The 16,237-nt window shown below is 58.2% G+C and carries 16 protein-coding genes; 10 read left to right on the forward strand and 6 right to left on the reverse strand.

The features are described 5' to 3' along the window. The first annotated feature begins 87 nt into the window (after positions 1-87). On the forward strand, positions 88-1,134 hold the full coding sequence (gene pyrC / locus CUN63_RS06395; protein ID WP_129438028.1) for a dihydroorotase: 1,047 nt from the start codon (positions 88-90) through the stop codon (positions 1,132-1,134). After that, the gene (rnt, locus tag CUN63_RS06400) at positions 1,131-1,808 is read left to right on the forward strand and encodes a ribonuclease T (RefSeq protein ID WP_129438030.1); all 678 of its coding nucleotides are present in this window, start codon (positions 1,131-1,133) and stop codon (positions 1,806-1,808) included. Before pyrC ends, rnt begins: the two co-directional genes overlap by 4 nt. A 76-nt stretch (positions 1,809-1,884) precedes the next feature. On the opposite strand, the gene CUN63_RS06405 is transcribed toward rnt, so the two are convergent. Continuing rightward, positions 1,885-2,487, reverse strand: a complete 603-nt coding sequence (locus tag CUN63_RS06405) for a peroxiredoxin (RefSeq protein WP_064679479.1) — start codon at positions 2,485-2,487, stop codon at positions 1,885-1,887. A gap of 302 nt (positions 2,488-2,789) precedes the next feature. On the opposite strand from CUN63_RS06405, the gene CUN63_RS06410 reads away from it, so the two are divergent. Further along, positions 2,790-3,008, forward strand: coding sequence for a bacterioferritin-associated ferredoxin (locus tag CUN63_RS06410; protein WP_008155585.1), 219 nt, complete (start codon positions 2,790-2,792; stop codon positions 3,006-3,008). 198 nt (positions 3,009-3,206) lie between these two features. Beyond that, entirely contained in the window at positions 3,207-3,680 is a 474-nt protein-coding gene (bfr, locus tag CUN63_RS06415) for a bacterioferritin (RefSeq protein ID WP_056742015.1), read from the forward strand. A gap of 189 nt (positions 3,681-3,869) precedes the next feature. Here the strand turns inward: bfr and grxD are convergent, their stop codons facing one another. From grxD to CUN63_RS06430, 3 genes are all read right to left on the reverse strand, one after another. Beyond that, entirely contained in the window at positions 3,870-4,211 is a 342-nt protein-coding gene (grxD, locus tag CUN63_RS06420) for a Grx4 family monothiol glutaredoxin (RefSeq protein ID WP_007943565.1), read from the reverse strand. Positions 4,212-4,308: 97 nt separating this feature from the next. Beyond that, positions 4,309-6,414: a molybdopterin oxidoreductase family protein gene (locus tag CUN63_RS06425; protein ID WP_129438032.1), complete on the reverse strand. Its 2,106-nt coding sequence runs from the start codon at positions 6,412-6,414 to the stop codon at positions 4,309-4,311. Between the two features lie 134 nt (positions 6,415-6,548). Further along, the gene (locus tag CUN63_RS06430; protein ID WP_046047088.1) at positions 6,549-6,839 is read right to left on the reverse strand and encodes a hypothetical protein; all 291 of its coding nucleotides are present in this window, start codon (positions 6,837-6,839) and stop codon (positions 6,549-6,551) included. A gap of 417 nt (positions 6,840-7,256) precedes the next feature. Here CUN63_RS06430 and argF point away from each other — a divergent pair, with 417 nt between their 5' ends. Then, on the forward strand, positions 7,257-8,177 hold the full coding sequence (gene argF, locus CUN63_RS06435) for an ornithine carbamoyltransferase (protein ID WP_129438034.1): 921 nt from the start codon (positions 7,257-7,259) through the stop codon (positions 8,175-8,177). Beyond that, entirely contained in the window at positions 8,174-9,283 is a 1,110-nt protein-coding gene (locus CUN63_RS06440) for an ABC transporter ATP-binding protein (protein ID WP_129438036.1), read from the forward strand. The genes argF and CUN63_RS06440 overlap by 4 nt, the downstream gene beginning before the upstream one ends. Before the next feature lie 115 nt (positions 9,284-9,398). Here CUN63_RS06440 and CUN63_RS06450 read toward each other — a convergent pair whose 3' ends face one another. Both CUN63_RS06450 and ybaK read right to left on the reverse strand, forming a co-directional pair. Continuing rightward, positions 9,399-10,181 (reverse strand): PhzF family phenazine biosynthesis protein, encoded by a 783-nt coding sequence (locus CUN63_RS06450; protein WP_129438038.1) that lies wholly within the window; start codon positions 10,179-10,181, stop codon positions 9,399-9,401. Positions 10,182-10,287: 106 nt separating this feature from the next. Next, positions 10,288-10,758 carry a Cys-tRNA(Pro) deacylase gene (ybaK, locus tag CUN63_RS06455; RefSeq protein ID WP_007971306.1) on the reverse strand — a complete coding sequence of 157 codons (471 nt, stop codon included), beginning with the start codon at positions 10,756-10,758 and terminating at the stop codon, positions 10,288-10,290. A 370-nt stretch (positions 10,759-11,128) separates the two neighbouring features. On the opposite strand from ybaK, the gene CUN63_RS06460 reads away from it, so the two are divergent. The 4 genes from CUN63_RS06460 to glpD all read left to right on the forward strand — a co-directional run bounded on the left by CUN63_RS06460 (position 11,129) and on the right by glpD (position 16,207). Next, positions 11,129-11,980: an MIP/aquaporin family protein gene (locus tag CUN63_RS06460; RefSeq protein ID WP_129445064.1), complete on the forward strand. Its 852-nt coding sequence runs from the start codon at positions 11,129-11,131 to the stop codon at positions 11,978-11,980. 75 nt (positions 11,981-12,055) lie between these two features. Further along, positions 12,056-13,561: a glycerol kinase GlpK gene (gene glpK / locus CUN63_RS06465; RefSeq protein WP_129438040.1), complete on the forward strand. Its 1,506-nt coding sequence runs from the start codon at positions 12,056-12,058 to the stop codon at positions 13,559-13,561. 95 nt (positions 13,562-13,656) lie between these two features. Next, a complete protein-coding gene (locus CUN63_RS06470) occupies positions 13,657-14,412 on the forward strand; it encodes a DeoR/GlpR family transcriptional regulator (RefSeq protein ID WP_007916700.1) in 756 nt (251 codons plus the stop codon). Positions 14,413-14,668: 256 nt separating this feature from the next. Then, positions 14,669-16,207 (forward strand): glycerol-3-phosphate dehydrogenase, encoded by a 1,539-nt coding sequence (gene glpD, locus CUN63_RS06475; RefSeq protein WP_129438042.1) that lies wholly within the window; start codon positions 14,669-14,671, stop codon positions 16,205-16,207. The last annotated feature ends 30 nt before the right edge of the window (positions 16,208-16,237 follow it).

Raw genomic sequence — 16,237 nt, forward strand, 5'->3', positions numbered from 1 at the left:
AAGCTTCCAGCAAAACTTGATAGCGAGTGCCTGGAAGAGTCTTTTCCGGTAGCATTCCCCTCAGTTTGACCCGCCTGGAATCCCCTCATGTCCGACCGCCTGACCCTGCTGCGTCCCGACGACTGGCATATTCATCTTCGCGATGGTGCTGTGTTGCCCAATACAGTCGCGGATGTCGCGCGCACCTTTGGTCGCGCCATCATCATGCCCAACCTGGTACCTCCGGTGCGTAACACCGCTGAAGCCGACGGCTATCGCCAGCGGATTCTCGCTGCACGCCCGGCTGGCAGCCGCTTCGAACCGTTGATGGTGCTGTACCTGACCGACCGCACCCAGCCCGAAGAAATTCGCGAGGCCAAGGCCAGCGGCTTCATTCACGCCGCCAAGCTGTATCCGGCCGGCGCGACCACCAACTCGGACTCCGGTGTCACCAGCATCGACAAGATTTTCCCTGCACTTGAGGCCATGGCCGAAGTCGGGATGCCCTTGTTGGTTCACGGTGAAGTCACCCGTGGCGATGTCGACGTGTTCGATCGCGAAAAATTCTTTATCGATGAGCACATGCGTCGTGTGGTCGAGCGCTTCCCGAGCCTCAAAGTGGTGTTCGAACACATCACCACGGCTGACGCCGTGCAGTTCGTCAACGAGGCTTCGGCCAATGTTGGCGCGACCATCACCGCGCATCACCTGCTGTACAACCGCAACCACATGCTGGTGGGCGGGATTCGGCCGCACTTCTATTGCCTGCCGATCCTCAAGCGCAACACCCATCAGGAAGCCCTGCTCGACGCCGCCACCAGCGGCAGCGACAAGTTCTTCCTCGGCACCGACTCGGCGCCCCATGCCCAGCACGCCAAAGAAGCCGCTTGCGGCTGTGCCGGTTGCTACACCGCTTATGCCGCGATCGAGATGTATGCCGAAGCCTTCGAACAGCGCAACGCGCTGGACAAACTCGAAGCCTTTGCCAGCCTGAACGGCCCGCGTTTCTACGGCCTGCCGGTGAACACCGATCGCATCACCCTGGTCCGCGATGAGTGGACCGCCCCAACCAGCCTGCCATTTGGCGAGCTGACCGTAATCCCGCTGCGCGCCGGTGAAAAACTGCGCTGGCGCCTGCTGGAGGAACACGCGTGAGTGAAGACCATTTCGATGACGAACAGGACGGTCAAGGCGGCGGAGGTGGTTCGCGCCACCCGATGGCTGAGCGCTTCCGTGGATACCTGCCAGTCGTTGTCGACGTTGAAACCGGTGGTTTCAACTCTGCCACTGACGCCTTGCTGGAAATTGCCGCAACCACCATTGGCATGGACGAAAAAGGGTTTGTGTACCCCGACCACACCTACTTCTTTCGCGTAGAGCCTTTTGAAGGCGCGAACATCGAAGCGGCCGCTCTGGAATTTACCGGGATCAAACTCGATCACCCGCTGCGCATGGCAGTGAGTGAAGAAGCAGCGCTGACCGACATCTTCCGCGGCATCCGCAAGGCACTGAAAGCCAATGGCTGCAAACGGGCGATTCTGGTCGGGCACAACAGCAGCTTCGATCTGGGTTTCCTCAACGCCGCTGTCGCGCGCCTGGACATGAAGCGTAACCCGTTTCATCCGTTCTCGAGCTTCGATACTGCAACCCTGGCCGGTCTGGCTTACGGCCAAACGGTACTGGCCAAGGCCTGTTCAGCAGCCGACATCGACTTCGACGGTCGTGAGGCCCACTCGGCTCGCTACGACACCGAGAAGACGGCAGAGCTGTTCTGCGGCATCGTCAATCGCTGGAAACAAATGGGCGGTTGGGAAGACTTCAACGACTGATCCCGGTCACCGGGTTTATCCCGCCCATAAAAAAACCGGCCTCAACGGCCGGTTTTTTTTATGCCTCAAACGTGCCTTACAGCGCGGCAGCGTTCTCGGTCAGGTAAGCCGCGACGCCTTCGGTCGAAGCGGTCATGCCTTTGTCGCCTTTTTTCCAGTTGGCAGGGCAAACTTCGCCGTGCTCTTCGTGGAATTGCAGAGCGTCGACCAGACGGATCAGCTCTTCAATGTTACGGCCCAGCGGCAGGTCGTTGATGATCTGCGAACGGACAACGCCTTTGTCGTCGATCAGGAACGCGCCACGGAAAGCCACGCCGCCTTCGGACTCAACGTCGTAGGCCTTGGCGATTTCGTGCTTCAGGTCGGCAGCCATGGTGTAGCGAACTTCGCCGATACCACCATTGTTGACCGGGGTGTTGCGCCAGGCGTTGTGGGTGAAGTGCGAGTCGATCGAAACGGCGATCACTTCAACGTTACGTGCCTTGAAGTCAGACATGCGGTTGTCCAGAGCGATCAGCTCGGACGGGCAAACGAAGGTGAAGTCCAGTGGGTAGAAGAACACCAGGCCGTATTTGCCTTTGATGGCCGACGACAGGGTGAAGCTGTCTACGATTTCGCCATTGCCGAGTACGGCCGGTACGGTGAAGTCTGGGGCTTGTTTGCCTACGAGTACGCTCATTGGATATCTCCTGGTGTAAAAACGTGAAGTTCCGGGTTTGCGCCAGCCTGCCACCTTCAGGCGACAGCCCTGTGACACGAACCCGCTTCATAAGGACCGGCCATCATACACTGCGTTTTTGCCCTGTCCTTAACGGTTTTTTTGTCAGGGGAAATGCAGTCGACAGGTTTTCCTCGTGATCGATCCCTAGAGGAAACCGTTCGTCAGCCCTGATCAAAGCTTTCAGAAACCACTTTGACAATCATTCTCGTTAACATTAAGATCCATCGCAATTGAGTCACAACCAGCGACGGTTTTCACTTATGTATGTTTGCCTCTGCACTGGCGTCACCGACGGTCAAATCCGCGAAGCGATCTATGAAGGTTGCTGCAGCTATAAGGAAGTCCGTCAGGCCACCGGCGTAGCCAGCCAATGCGGCAAATGTGCCTGCCTTGCCAAGGAAGTGGTCCGCGAAACCCTGACCAAATTGCAATCGGCCCAGGCTGCAATTCCCTATCCTGTAGAATTTACTGCCGCGTAACTACCGTATTTCAAAGAACCGGACTTGATGTCCGGTTTTTTTATGTCTGAAAATCAACCGCTTACGCTCCAGACGCGGAACACAAACATTCTTATTCAGATTAATTTTCACTTAAGTTTCAATAACTTAGGTTTGACACTCTTAATTACGCGGCTCAAACTCTGCCTTATAGACAGCTACTTAGGGCAGGACCCCATCATGAAAGGCGACGTTACAGTCATCCAGCATCTCAACAAGATCCTTGCCAATGAGCTGGTCGCGATCAATCAATACTTCCTGCATGCACGCATGTACGAAGATTGGGGCCTGAACAAGCTCGGCAAGCACGAGTACCACGAATCCATCGACGAGATGAAGCACGCGGACAAGCTGATCAAGCGCATCCTGTTCCTTGAAGGCCTGCCGAACGTCCAGGACCTGGGCAAGCTGCAGATCGGCGAACACACCAAGGAAATGCTTGAGTGCGACCTGCGTATCGAACGCACCGGTCATGCGGATCTCAAAGTGGCTATCGCTCATTGCGAAACCGTTGGCGACTTTGGTAGCCGTGAACTGCTTGAAGATATTCTTGAATCCGAAGAAGAACATATCGACTGGCTGGAAACCCAACTGGGTCTGATCGATAAAGTCGGTCTTGAGAACTATCTGCAATCGCAGATGGGCGAAGAGTAGGAGCTGTGTAGGAGCTGTCGAGTGCAACGAGGCTGCGATCTTGGCGATGGCAGCGGCGACATCGACATAACTTATCAAGCGCAATAAAAAGCCCCACCTCTCTTTCGAGAGGCGGGGCTTTTTAGTTGCTGAGATCAAAAGATCGCAGCCTCGTTTCACTCGACAGCTCCTACAGGGGAGCCAATCGTCTTAGGCTTCGGTCTTGTTGGCAGCAGCAGCTTCGACAGCAGCCTTGATGGTGGTTTGCAGCGAACCGTCTGCAGCCATTTCAGTCATGATGTCGCTACCGCCGACCAGCTCACCGCCAACCCACAGTTGCGGGAAGGTTGGCCAGTTGGCGTATTTTGGCAGGTTGGCGCGGATTTCCGGGTTCTGCAGGATGTCCACGTACGCAAACTTTTCACCACACGCCATCACGGCCTGCGCGGCTTTCGCGGAGAAGCCACACTGCGGGGCATTCGGCGAACCTTTCATGTAAAGCAGAATGGTGTTGTTAGCAATCTGCTCTTTAATCGTTTCGATGATATCCATGGAGCACCTCGGCTGAACTTTCCGACTCAGGGGTCGGCACGGTGGCGCATTGTAACGGAAACCCGAGCACCCTGCTCGGTCTCCCCGACAGACTTGATCAAGCCGCCGCCACAGTCACTGGCACACCGTTCAACGCGGCATTGCCCGACAACTCATCGAGCTGACACTCGTCGGTCAAGTCATTGGCGCTGGAGCCCGGCTGACCACTGGCAATGGTCATCTGCACGCCTGGCCGCGCATGGCCCCAACCGTGCGGAAGGCTGACCACGCCTTTCATCATATCCAGACTGCCGAGCACTTCAACTTCAATCACACCGACCCGCGAACTGACCCGCACTCGCTGCCCGTCGTTGAGCCCACGGCTGGCCAGGTCATCCGGGTGCATCAGCAATTGATGGCGCGGCTTGCCTTTCACCAGGCGATGATAGTTGTGCATCCACGAGTTGTTGCTGCGCACATGACGGCGGCCAATCATCAGCAACTCATCAACGGCCGGTGCTTGCAACGCCGCAAAGCGGGCGAGGTCAGCCAGGATCACGGCAGGCGCTGCCTGGACTCGCTGACTAGCCGTTTTCAGACGTGGAGCCAGGTTGGATTTCAATGCCCCAAGATCGACACCGTGAGGGTGATCAAACAACGTCGCCAGCGATAGCTTGTGCTCCGAAGCGTCGCCATACAGCCCCATCCGCAAGCCATGATCGATCATCTGCGCCGGAGCGACAGTGGGTTTCAATGCTTTGCCAGTCTTCGCAGCAAAGGCCTTGGCCAGCCCCACGAAAATCTCCCAGTCATGCAACGCACCTTCAGGTTTGGCCAGGATCGCGCGATTGAACCGACTGACGTTACGCACCGCAAACATATTGAAAGTCGTGTCGTAATGATCGTTTTCCAGGGCCGATGTGGACGGCAGGATCAGGTCGGCATAACGCGTGGTTTCATTGATGTACAGGTCGATGCTGACCATGAACTCCAAACCGTCCAGAGCCTGTTCCAGTTGTCGGCCATTGGGCGTCGACAGCACCGGATTACCCGCCACGGTAATCAGCGCGCGGACCTGCCCTTCCCCTTCGGTAAGCATCTCTTCGGCCAGCGCCGAGACCGGCAGTTCTCCACCATATTCCGGACGCCCGGAGACCCGGCTCTGCCACAGATTGAAATGCCCACCCGAGGTGGACGCCACCAAATCCACCGCCGGTTCGGTGCACAACGCACCTCCCACACGATCAAGATTACCGGTGACCAGATTGATCAGTTGCACAACCCAATGACACAAGGTGCCGAACGCCTGGGTCGAGACACCCATGCGGCCGTAACAGACCGCTGTCGGCGCCGCCGCAAAGTCCCGCGCCAGTTGGCGGATCTGTTCGGCGGGCACCGCGCATAGTGGGCTCATGGCCTCGGCGGTGAAATTCGCGACCGCCTCCCGCACCTCTTTTAGACCGTCCACCGGCAAATGGCTGTTGCGGGTCAGACCTTCAGCGAACAAGGTGTTGAGCAGTCCGAACAACAACGCCGCATCGCCACCGGGACGCACGAACAGATGCTGGTCGGCAATCGCCGCGGTTTCGCTGCGGCGCGGATCGACCACCACCACTTTGCCGCCGCGGGCCTGAATGGCCTTCAAGCGCTTCTCCACATCCGGCACGGTCATGATGCTGCCGTTGGAGGCCAGCGGATTGCCGCCGAGGATCAGCATGAAATCGGTGTGATCGATGTCCGGGATCGGCAACAGCAAACCGTGGCCGTACATTAAATGGCTGGTCAGGTGATGGGGCAACTGATCGACCGAGGTCGCGGAAAACCGGTTGCGGGTTTTCAACAGGCCGAGAAAGTAATTGCTGTGGGTCATCAGCCCATAGTTGTGCACGCTGGGGTTGCCTTGATAGACCGCCACCGCGTTTTGCCCATGACGCTCCTGAATCGCCGCCAGCCGTTCGGCTACAAGGCTGAAGGCATCCTCCCACTCGATGGGTTGCCATTCGCTGCCGACCCGCAGCATCGGCTGACGCAAACGATCCGGATCGTTCTGAATATCTTGTAAGGCGACGGCCTTGGGGCAGATGTGCCCGCGGCTGAATGTATCCTGAGCGTCACCCTTGATCGAAGTGATCTGCACCGCGCCTTCGACCTCGGTGGTTTCGATGGTCAGGCCGCAGATGGCTTCACACAAGTGGCACGCACGGTGATGGAGAGTCTTGGTCATGGCCAGTCTCTGTCTTGTTCTGGGCGGGTAATATCGGCCGCGGGAACAAAACTATGGCGCCTGATCCACTGCTGCGCCAGCGACGTTCGTCTTGTGAATCGGCGGCCATCAGGCCAGCCGATGACCGTTGGGGATCAGTTCGGCGGCAGCCTCGGCGGCGCCTGCAACTGGATCTCCTGGATGGTTTCGATCTGCTCTTGAGCGAGATGAACACCGGTGAGTTCGCCGATCAGCCGCCAGTGCTCGTCCAGCCCGGTGCTGATGGTTGCCATGCGGTCGATCATCCGCCGGCCGGCGGCCTTGGTCACTTCGTCTTCACTGCGCATCAACTCGAAGGACATCGAGGTCATGGACGCGGTGAGGTGGGTGAGCGAGCGGGCGGTGAGGCCAAGTAATTCCATTAACTGTCGTTCTTTCGATTCCATTCCGAAGGCTTCCTGCGTCGTTCGTGCGTTAGTTATAACCCGCCACTTTGCTTTAGCAAATGTTTCAGACCAGACACATCCTCCAATCCTGAGTATAAATGTTTCGAATGACAGGTCAGAAACCGACCGTTGCTACGCCTTTCCCGCCCCGTTTGATTGCAAAGCCCCGCGACCCCGGTGTACAAATGACGGGCTGCTGTCAGGAAACAGGCTTCAAAAGCGCTACTGCGGTCATCCCGTAGCCCCTCTGAAATCCCCAAAAAACCGTAGCCCTATTGGTAAGACGCGACATTTAATTATAAGATCGCGCCTTCCCCTATTTCGTCGCCCCGTGCGGCTTACGCCGCAGGTCTCGCCCGTTTTTCAGTTAAACAAGGCTTTGAGTATCTGCGGTCTGTTGCAAAAAGGTAGTCAATGATGAGCGCAAGGCACTTTCTCTCCCTGATGGATTGCACGCCCGAAGAGCTGGTCAGCGTGATCCGTCGAGGCGTTGAGCTCAAAGACCTGCGTAACCGCGGCGTACTGTTCGAGCCTCTGAAAAACCGCGTGCTCGGGATGATTTTCGAGAAGTCCTCGACCCGCACCCGTATTTCATTCGAAGCCGGCATGATCCAGCTCGGTGGCCAGGCGATCTTCCTGTCGCCGCGCGACACCCAACTGGGCCGTGGCGAGCCGATCGGCGATGCCGCCATTGTCATGTCGAGCATGCTCGATGCGGTGATGATCCGCACGTTTTCCCACAGCACACTGACCGAATTCGCCGCCAATTCGCGCGTCCCGCTGATCAACGGCCTGTCCGATGACCTGCACCCGTGCCAGTTGCTAGCCGACATGCAGACGTTCCTCGAACACCGCGGTTCGATCCAGGGCAAAACCGTGGCTTGGATCGGCGACGGCAACAACATGTGCAACAGCTATATAGAAGCGGCGATCCAGTTCGACTTCCAGTTGCGCATCGCGTGCCCGGAAGGCTTTGAACCCAACCCTGAATTCGTGGCGAAGGCCGGTGACCGGGTCACCATCGTCCGCGATCCGAAGGATGCCGTACGCGGCGCCCACCTGGTCAGCACCGACGTCTGGACCTCCATGGGCCAGGAAGAGGAAACCGCCAAACGCCTTAAGCTGTTCGCGCCGTTTCAGGTCAACCGCGCCCTGCTCGACCTGGCCGCACCGGACGTGCTGTTCATGCACTGCCTGCCGGCCCACCGTGGCGAGGAAATCAGCGTCGACCTGCTCGATGACAAGCGCTCCGTCGCGTGGGATCAAGCCGAAAACCGTCTTCACGCACAAAAGGCCCTGCTCGAATTTCTCGTCGAACCGGCGTACCACCACGCATGAGCCATCCATTACTGCTGAACCTGCGCAACCTCGCCTGCGGCTACCAAGACCAGCGCGTCGTGCAGAACCTCAACCTGCATTTGAATGCCGGCGACATCGGCTGCCTGTTGGGCTCTTCGGGTTGCGGCAAAACCACCACGCTAAGGGCGATTGCCGGTTTCGAACCGGTACACGAAGGTGAAATCCAGTTGGCGGGCGAGACAATCTCCCGCGCCGGTTTCACCCTTGCCCCGGAGAAACGCCGGATCGGCATGGTGTTCCAGGATTACGCACTGTTTCCGCATTTGAGCGTGGCCGAGAACATCGCCTTCGGGATCCGCAAGCATCCGCAAAAGGATCGCGTCACCGAAGAGTTGCTGGAACTGGTCAACCTGAAAAACCTCGGCAAGCGCTTCCCGCATGAGCTGTCCGGTGGTCAACAGCAGCGCGTCGCACTGGCCCGTGCCTTGGCGCCGGAACCGCAACTGCTGCTGCTCGACGAACCCTTCTCCAACCTTGATGGCGAGCTTCGACGCAAGCTCAGCCATGAGGTGCGCGATATCCTCAAGGCTCGTGGCACCAGCGCGATTCTGGTGACCCACGACCAGGAAGAAGCCTTCGCGGTGAGTGATCATGTGGGGGTTTTCAAGGAGGGTCGCCTGGAGCAGTGGGATACGCCCTACAACCTGTATCACGAACCGCTGACGCCCTATGTGGCCAGTTTCATCGGCCAGGGTTATTTCATTCGCGGTCAGCTGAGCAGCCCCGAGTCGGTGCAGACCGAACTGGGTGAGTTACGCGGTAATCGTGCCTACACCTGGCCGGTTGGCGGTGCGGTGGATGTGTTGCTGCGTCCGGACGATATCGTTTATGCACCGGACAGCACGCTGAAGGCGCGGATTGTCGGCAAGTCTTTCCAGGGTGCGTCCACCTTGTATCGCTTGCAGTTGCCGACCGGCGCGCAGCTGGAGTCGATTTTCCCGAGTCATGCCGATCATCAGGTGGGTTCAGAAGTCGGCATTCGTGTCGCGGCTGAACACCTGGTGCTGTTTCAGGCGTCGGGCAGTACGGCGGCGCAGATTCCGGTCGTCGAGTCCGGTGTACGCCGCTACAGCAGCGCCCACTGACAAACACAACTCCTGTGGGAGCGAGCTTGCTCGCGATAGCGGACTGTCAGTCAATGATGATGTCGACTGACAGTCCGCAATCGCGAGCAAGCTCGCTCCCACATTGGGTGTTCGTTTAACTCAGCATCAGCGTTCCGCTTGCAACGAGCGTCGCATTCCCGCCGATTTTCACCCGATCCCCTTCCAGCCGACAGAACAACTCCCCGCCTCGAGCCGAGCGCTGACAAGCCGTCAGGCTCGACTTGCCCAAACGTTTCGACCAGTACGGAATCAGGCTGCAATGGGTGGAACCCGTCACCGGGTCTTCGTTGATGCCGATCGCCGGCGCGAAGTAGCGGGAAACAAAATCATGCTGGCTGCCCCTGGCCGTGACAATTGCTCCTGGCCACGGCAGTTTCGCCAGTGCCGCCATGTCCGGCTGACATTCGAGCACCGCCTGTTCGGATTCCAGCACCACGAACAACTCGTTCGACCCCAGCACATCAACCGCTTCCACACCCAGCGCGCGCTCGACATCCAGGGTCACGCCCACTTCCGATGGCATGATCGCCGGGAAATCCAGCCACAAGCGCTCACCCTCACGGCTCACACTCAGCGGGCCAGACTTGCAGACGAAGTCCAGGCGCTCGACCGGCTCTTTATAGATTTCAAACAGAACATAAGCGCTGGCCAGGGTCGCATGACCGCACAACGGCACTTCGGTGGTCGGGGTAAACCAGCGGATGTGCCAGCCCTGCCCTTCGCGAACCACGAAAGCGGTTTCGGCGAGGTTGTGCTCGGCGGCGATCTTCTGCATCAACTCATCGGCAAGCCAGGCATCGAGACGATAGACCATCGCCGGGTTGCCACTGAACGGCCGATCACTGAACGCATCGACCTGATGAAACTCAAGCTGCATAACCTTCTCCCTTTGTCAGGCCAAGGAGCATGAAGCTGCCGACAACCCGGCACCAGTGACAGAGCCAGTAAATTTGCACCATACAGCGCCGGGCCGGAAGCCCTCGTCAGGCGCGGCCGATATCGGCGAACTTCGCCTGGGTATGTTCGGCCAGCACCGCGGGTGCCAATTCGACTTCCAGCCCACGTCGCCCCGCGCTGACAAAAATGCTGGCGAAGGGCTGCGCCGAATTATCGATAAAGGTACGCAAGCGCTTTTTCTGTCCCAGCGGACTGATGCCGCCCAAGAGGTAACCGGTGGATCGTTGCGCAGCGGCAGGATCGGCCATTTCGACTTTTTTCACGCCCGCAGCATGCGCCAGGCCCTTTAAGTCCAGACTTCCGACGACCGGCACCACGGCCACCAACAATTCACCTTTCTCGCTCGCCGCCAGCAAGGTCTTGAACACCTGCGCCGGATCCAGCCCCAGCTTCTCCGCGGCCTCCAGCCCGTAGGACGCTGCCTTCGGATCATGTTCGTAACTGTGCACGCGATGTTCGGCACGAACTTTTTTCAACAAATCCAATGCGGGGGTCATGACAGCTCCAGACTGGGCGGCAGAAGAAAAATACTGCGCTGGATTCTAGGGCATTGATCGACAAATGGCTCTATTGCGGCGCTATTTCAAAGGCTTGGCGGCGCCTTATGCCGTTCGTCCACCTTCAGCCTGCCGCGTGAACGATGCGGTCATTCATGTGACTAATAGTTCGATTGTGACTGACGGTTCACTTTCGACCTTTGACAGCAGCGTTTCTTGTCTATATTTTTTCGAATCTGAATACTGTACGAATGTTCCTATCGCAGCACCCAGCAGTAGGCCGAGAACAGGATGGGGATCCTGTCTCGGTGAAAATCGCGCTTTGTCCCTTAGGAAAAAGCGCCAGACAACAACAAAAATGAGGTTTTCAATGACAACTGCTTTACAACAACCGTCGCTCTCAAGCCAATGCATGGCCGAATTCCTGGGCACTGCGCTACTGATATTTTTTGGTACAGGTTGTGTTGCCGCGCTCAAGGTCGCGGGTGCCAGCTTCGGCCTTTGGGAAATCAGCATCATCTGGGGGATCGGCGTGAGCATGGCGATCTACCTGACCGCAGGCGTTTCCGGGGCTCATCTCAATCCCGCCGTCAGCATTGCCCTGAGCATTTTCGCTGACTTCGAAAAGCGCAAACTGCCTTTTTATATTCTCGCCCAGATCGCTGGTGCCTTCTGTGGAGCGTTGTTGGTTTACACGCTGTACAGCAATTTATTCTTCGATTACGAACAAACTCACCATATGGTTCGTGGTACTCAGGCCAGCCTCGAATTGGCGTCAGTGTTCTCCACCTTCCCCAACCCGGCCTTGACCACGGCACAAGCCTTCTTGGTTGAGGTGATCATCACTGCCATCCTGATGGGCGTGATCATGTCCCTGACCGACGACAACAATGGCTTGCCAAAGGGTCCGCTCGCTCCGCTGCTGATCGGCCTGCTGATTGCCGTGATTGGTAGTTCGATGGGGCCGCTGACCGGTTTTGCGATGAACCCGGCGCGCGACTTCGGTCCTAAACTGATGACTTTCTTCGCTGGCTGGGGTGAAATTTCCTTCACCGGCGGGCGCGACATCCCGTATTTCCTGATTCCGATTTTTGCACCGATTGTCGGTGCCTGCCTCGGTGCTGCAGCTTATCGCGGGCTGATTGCCCGTCATCTGCCCAGCGCCCTACCTGCTACAAAGGACGCAGCACCGGCCATTGACGGCAAACCAAGAACTTCTTGATACCGTTGGCGTGTGATCCTGCCCATCAGATCACGCGCCGGACCTCACTCCCTTTTTTCGTCCAAGGCAATCGACATGACCGACACTCAGAATAAAAACTACATCATTGCCCTCGATCAGGGTACGACCAGCTCCCGCGCGATCATTTTCGACCGCGACGCGAACGTGGTCTGCACGGCCCAGCGCGAATTCGCACAGCATTACCCGCAAGCCGGTTGGGTCGAACACGACCCGATGGAAATCTTCGCTACCCAAAGCGCCGTGATGGTCGAGGCCTTGGCTCAAGCCGGCCTGCATCACGATCAGGTCGCCGCCATCGGTATCACCAACCAGCGCGAAACCACCGTGGTCTGGGACAAGACCACCGGCCGCCCGATCTACAACGCGATCGTCTGGCAGTGCCGCCGCAGCACCGAGATCTGCCAGCAGCTCAAGCGCGACGGTCACGAGCAATACATCAGCGAAACCACCGGTCTGGTCACCGACCCGTACTTCTCCGGCACCAAGCTCAAGTGGATCCTCGACAACGTCGAAGGCAGCCGCGAACGTGCGCGCAAAGGCGAGCTGTTGTTCGGCACCATCGACAGCTGGCTGATCTGGAAATTTACCGGCGGCAAAGTGCACGTCACCGATTACACCAACGCCTCGCGCACCATGCTCTTCAACATCCACACACTGGAGTGGGACGCGAAGATGCTGGAGGTGCTGGATATTCCGCGCGAGATGCTGCCGGAAGTTAAATCCTCGTCCGAAATCTACGGCCACACCAAAAGCGGCATCGCCATCGGCGGTATCGCGGGTGACCAGCAAGCGGCCCTGTTCGGCCAGATGTGCGTCGAGCCCGGCCAGGCGAAAAACACCTACGGCACCGGCTGCTTCCTGCTGATGAACACCGGCGACAAAGCTGTGAAATCCAAGCACGGCATGTTGACCACCATCGCTTGCGGCCCGCGCGGCGAAGTGGCTTACGCGCTGGAAGGTGCTGTGTTCAACGGCGGTTCTACTGTTCAGTGGCTGCGTGACGAACTGAAGATCATCAATGACGCCCACGACACCGAATACTTCGCCAACAAGGTCAAGGACAGCAACGGCGTGTACCTGGTACCCGCCTTCACCGGCCTGGGCGCTCCTTACTGGGACCCGTATGCCCGTGGGGCATTGTTCGGCCTGACTCGCGGCGTACGCGTGGATCACATCATTCGTGCAGCCCTGGAGTCGATTGCCTACCAGACCCGCGACGTTCTCGACGCCATGCAACAGGACTCCGGCGAACGCTTGAAATCCCTGCGTGTGGACGGCGGTGCCGTCGCGAACAACTTCCTGATGCAGTTCCAGGCCGACATCCTCGGCACTCAGGTCGAACGTCCGCAAATGCGCGAAACCACCGCACTCGGTGCGGCTTACCTGGCTGGTCTGGCGTGTGGCTTCTGGGGCAGCCTGGATGAGTTGCGCGGCAAGGCTGTGATCGAACGCGAATTCGAACCGACCCTGGACGAAACCGCGAAGGAAAAACTCTACGCTGGCTGGAAAAAAGCCGTCAGCCGCACCCGCGACTGGGAACCGCATGAAGGCGCTGAATAAGCCAAGCTGAGTACTCGTATCTGTATGTAACTGGTAGGGAGCAGATTCCTGCGTCATCATGGGCAAATTTTGCACGGCAGCCCAAAGGAAGCCCCATGAATCTGCCTCCCCGTCAGCAGCAAATCCTCGAACTGGTCCGCGAACGCGGCTATGTCAGCATCGAGGAAATGGCTACGCTGTTCGTCGTTACACCGCAAACCATCCGCCGCGATATCAATCAGCTCGCGGAAGCTAATTTGTTGCGTCGCTACCACGGCGGCGCAGCCTACGATTCCAGCGTCGAAAACACCGCCTATGCCATGCGTGCCGATCAGATGCGCGATGAAAAGCAGCGTATCGGTGAAGCCATTGCGGCTCAAATCCCGGATCACGCCTCGCTGTTCATCAATATCGGTACCACCACCGAATCCATCGCCCGGGCGTTGCTCAATCACAATCACCTGAAGATCATCACCAATAACCTGCATGTAGCCTCGATGCTCAGCGCCAAGGACGACTTCGATGTCCTGCTGACTGGCGGCAACGTGCGGCGTGACGGTGGCGTGGTCGGTCAGGCCAGTGTCGACTTCATTAACCAGTTCAAGGTTGATTTCGCCCTGGTCGGCATCAGCGGTATCGATGAAGACGGCAGTCTGTTGGACTTCGACTATCAGGAAGTTCGGGTGTCCCAGGCGATCATCGCCAATGCCCGACAGGTCATCCTCGCGGCTGACTCCAGCAAATTCGGGCGCAACGCCATGATTCGTCTGGGGCCGATCAGCTTGATTGATTGCCTGGTCACCGATCAGCAACCTGTGCCGGCGTTGGCGCAGTTGTTGAGTCAGCACAAGATTCGACTCGAAGTCGTTTAAGGCTTTCAGCCTCTAAAGATCGTCCGAACGCGGCCCGAACCTTCGGCAGCTCCAGGTTCACTCGCCCCTGTAGGAGCTGCCAAAGGCTGCGATTTTTTGCTTTAAATGTTCGAAAATTTTCCTTTCACGGCCCTTCGATCAGTATTTTCAATCGAAGTTAACTGGCTGCGGGCGACTTTATGGGCTACCATTTTCGCAAATGAACATTAATGTTCGAATTCCAATACCGAAAATCATAAAAGCCCGAGGCTAGCCGATGCCCACTTCTACCTTGCCTACGCCCCCTCTTGCTGAGATCTACGATATCGCCGTCATCGGTGGCGGGATCAATGGCGTGGGGATCGCAGCGGATGCCGCCGGTCGCGGTCTTTCGGTGTTTCTTTGCGAAAAGGACGACCTGGCCAGCCACACCTCTTCAGCGAGCAGCAAGCTGATCCACGGTGGCCTGCGCTACCTTGAACATTACGAATTCCGTCTGGTGCGCGAAGCCCTGGCCGAACGCGAAGTGCTGCTGGCCAAGGCCCCGCACATCGTCAAGCAGATGCGCTTCGTGCTGCCGCACCGCCCACACCTGCGTCCGGCCTGGATGATCCGCGCCGGCCTGTTCCTTTATGACCACCTCGGCAAGCGGGAAAAACTCGAAGGCTCGAAAAGCCTGAAGTTCGGCCCGGACAGCCCGCTGAAAAGCGAAATCACCAAAGGCTTCGAATACTCCGATTGCTGGGTCGACGATGCTCGTCTGGTGGTACTGAACGCCATGGCCGCCCGTGAAAAAGGCGCCCACGTTCACACCCAGACCCGTTGCGTCAGCGCTCGTCGCACCAAGGGAATGTGGCACCTGCATCTGGAACGCGCCGATGGCAGTCTGTTTTCGATCCGCGCCAAGGCACTGGTAAACGCCGCCGGCCCTTGGGTCGCCAAGTTCATTCGTGACGACCTGAAGATGGAATCGCCGTACGGCATCCGCCTGATTCAGGGCAGCCATCTGATCGTGCCGAAGCTGTACGAAGGCGAACACGCGCACATTCTGCAAAACGAAGATCAGCGCATCGTGTTCACCATTCCGTACCTGAACCACTTCACCCTGATCGGCACCACCGACCGCGAGTACACCGGCGATCCGGCTGCAGTTGCGATCACCGAAGGCGAAACCGATTACCTGTTGAAAGTGGTCAACTCCCATTTCAAGAAACGCATCAGCCGCGACGATATCCTGCACAGCTATTCCGGTGTTCGCCCACTGTGCAACGACGAATCCGACAACCCGTCGGCCGTTACCCGCGACTACACCTTGGCGCTGTCGGGCACCGGCGAAGAAGCGCCGCTGTTGTCGGTGTTCGGCGGCAAGCTGACCACCTACCGCAAGCTGGCCGAGTCGGCGCTGGCGCAACTGGCTCCGTACTTCAAGGACATCAAGCCGAGCTGGACCGCCAGCGCTACCCTGCCGGGCGGTGAAGACATGACCACCCCGCAAGCCTTGTGCGCCTTGATCCGTGACAAGTTCGACTGGGTGCCGACCGAAATCGCCCGCCGCTGGGCCACCACCTACGGCAGCCGCACCTGGCGCATGCTGGAAGGCGTGCAGAATCTCGGCGATATGGGCGAACACATCGGCGGCGGGCTCTACACCCGTGAAGTCGATTACCTGTGCAGCGAAGAATGGGCAACCACCGCGCATGACATTCTGTGGCGCCGCAGCAAGCTGGGGCTGTTCACCACCCCGGCGGAACAGGAAAAGCTCAAGGATTATCTGAGCAAGGTCGAGCAGAACCGCAGCAAGATCGAAGCGGCCTGATCGGCAATCCGGTTAAAGCAAAGCCCCTGA

This window comes from Pseudomonas sp. ACM7 (assembly GCF_004136015.1).
GTDB classification, from domain to species: Bacteria; Pseudomonadota; Gammaproteobacteria; order Pseudomonadales; family Pseudomonadaceae; genus Aquipseudomonas; species Aquipseudomonas frigoris.

What these genes read in the sequence shown, in the direction of transcription:
- pyrC (WP_129438028.1), top strand. Translation starts at nt 88, where the DNA reads ATGTCCGACCGCCTGACCCTGCTGCGTCCCGACGACTGGCATATTCAT.
- CUN63_RS06405 (WP_064679479.1), bottom strand. Translation starts at nt 2,487, where the DNA reads ATGAGCGTACTCGTAGGCAAACAAGCCCCAGACTTCACCGTACCGGCC.
- CUN63_RS06410 (WP_008155585.1), top strand. Translation starts at nt 2,790, where the DNA reads ATGTATGTTTGCCTCTGCACTGGCGTCACCGACGGTCAAATCCGCGAA.
- bfr (WP_056742015.1), top strand. Translation starts at nt 3,207, where the DNA reads ATGAAAGGCGACGTTACAGTCATCCAGCATCTCAACAAGATCCTTGCC.
- grxD (WP_007943565.1), bottom strand. Translation starts at nt 4,211, where the DNA reads ATGGATATCATCGAAACGATTAAAGAGCAGATTGCTAACAACACCATT.
- CUN63_RS06425 (WP_129438032.1), bottom strand. Translation starts at nt 6,414, where the DNA reads ATGACCAAGACTCTCCATCACCGTGCGTGCCACTTGTGTGAAGCCATC.
- CUN63_RS06430 (WP_046047088.1), bottom strand. Translation starts at nt 6,839, where the DNA reads ATGGAATCGAAAGAACGACAGTTAATGGAATTACTTGGCCTCACCGCC.
- argF (WP_129438034.1), top strand. Translation starts at nt 7,257, where the DNA reads ATGAGCGCAAGGCACTTTCTCTCCCTGATGGATTGCACGCCCGAAGAG.
- CUN63_RS06440 (WP_129438036.1), top strand. Translation starts at nt 8,174, where the DNA reads ATGAGCCATCCATTACTGCTGAACCTGCGCAACCTCGCCTGCGGCTAC.
- CUN63_RS06450 (WP_129438038.1), bottom strand. Translation starts at nt 10,181, where the DNA reads ATGCAGCTTGAGTTTCATCAGGTCGATGCGTTCAGTGATCGGCCGTTC.
- ybaK (WP_007971306.1), bottom strand. Translation starts at nt 10,758, where the DNA reads ATGACCCCCGCATTGGATTTGTTGAAAAAAGTTCGTGCCGAACATCGC.
- CUN63_RS06460 (WP_129445064.1), top strand. Translation starts at nt 11,129, where the DNA reads ATGACAACTGCTTTACAACAACCGTCGCTCTCAAGCCAATGCATGGCC.
- glpK (WP_129438040.1), top strand. Translation starts at nt 12,056, where the DNA reads ATGACCGACACTCAGAATAAAAACTACATCATTGCCCTCGATCAGGGT.
- CUN63_RS06470 (WP_007916700.1), top strand. Translation starts at nt 13,657, where the DNA reads ATGAATCTGCCTCCCCGTCAGCAGCAAATCCTCGAACTGGTCCGCGAA.
- glpD (WP_129438042.1), top strand. Translation starts at nt 14,669, where the DNA reads ATGCCCACTTCTACCTTGCCTACGCCCCCTCTTGCTGAGATCTACGAT.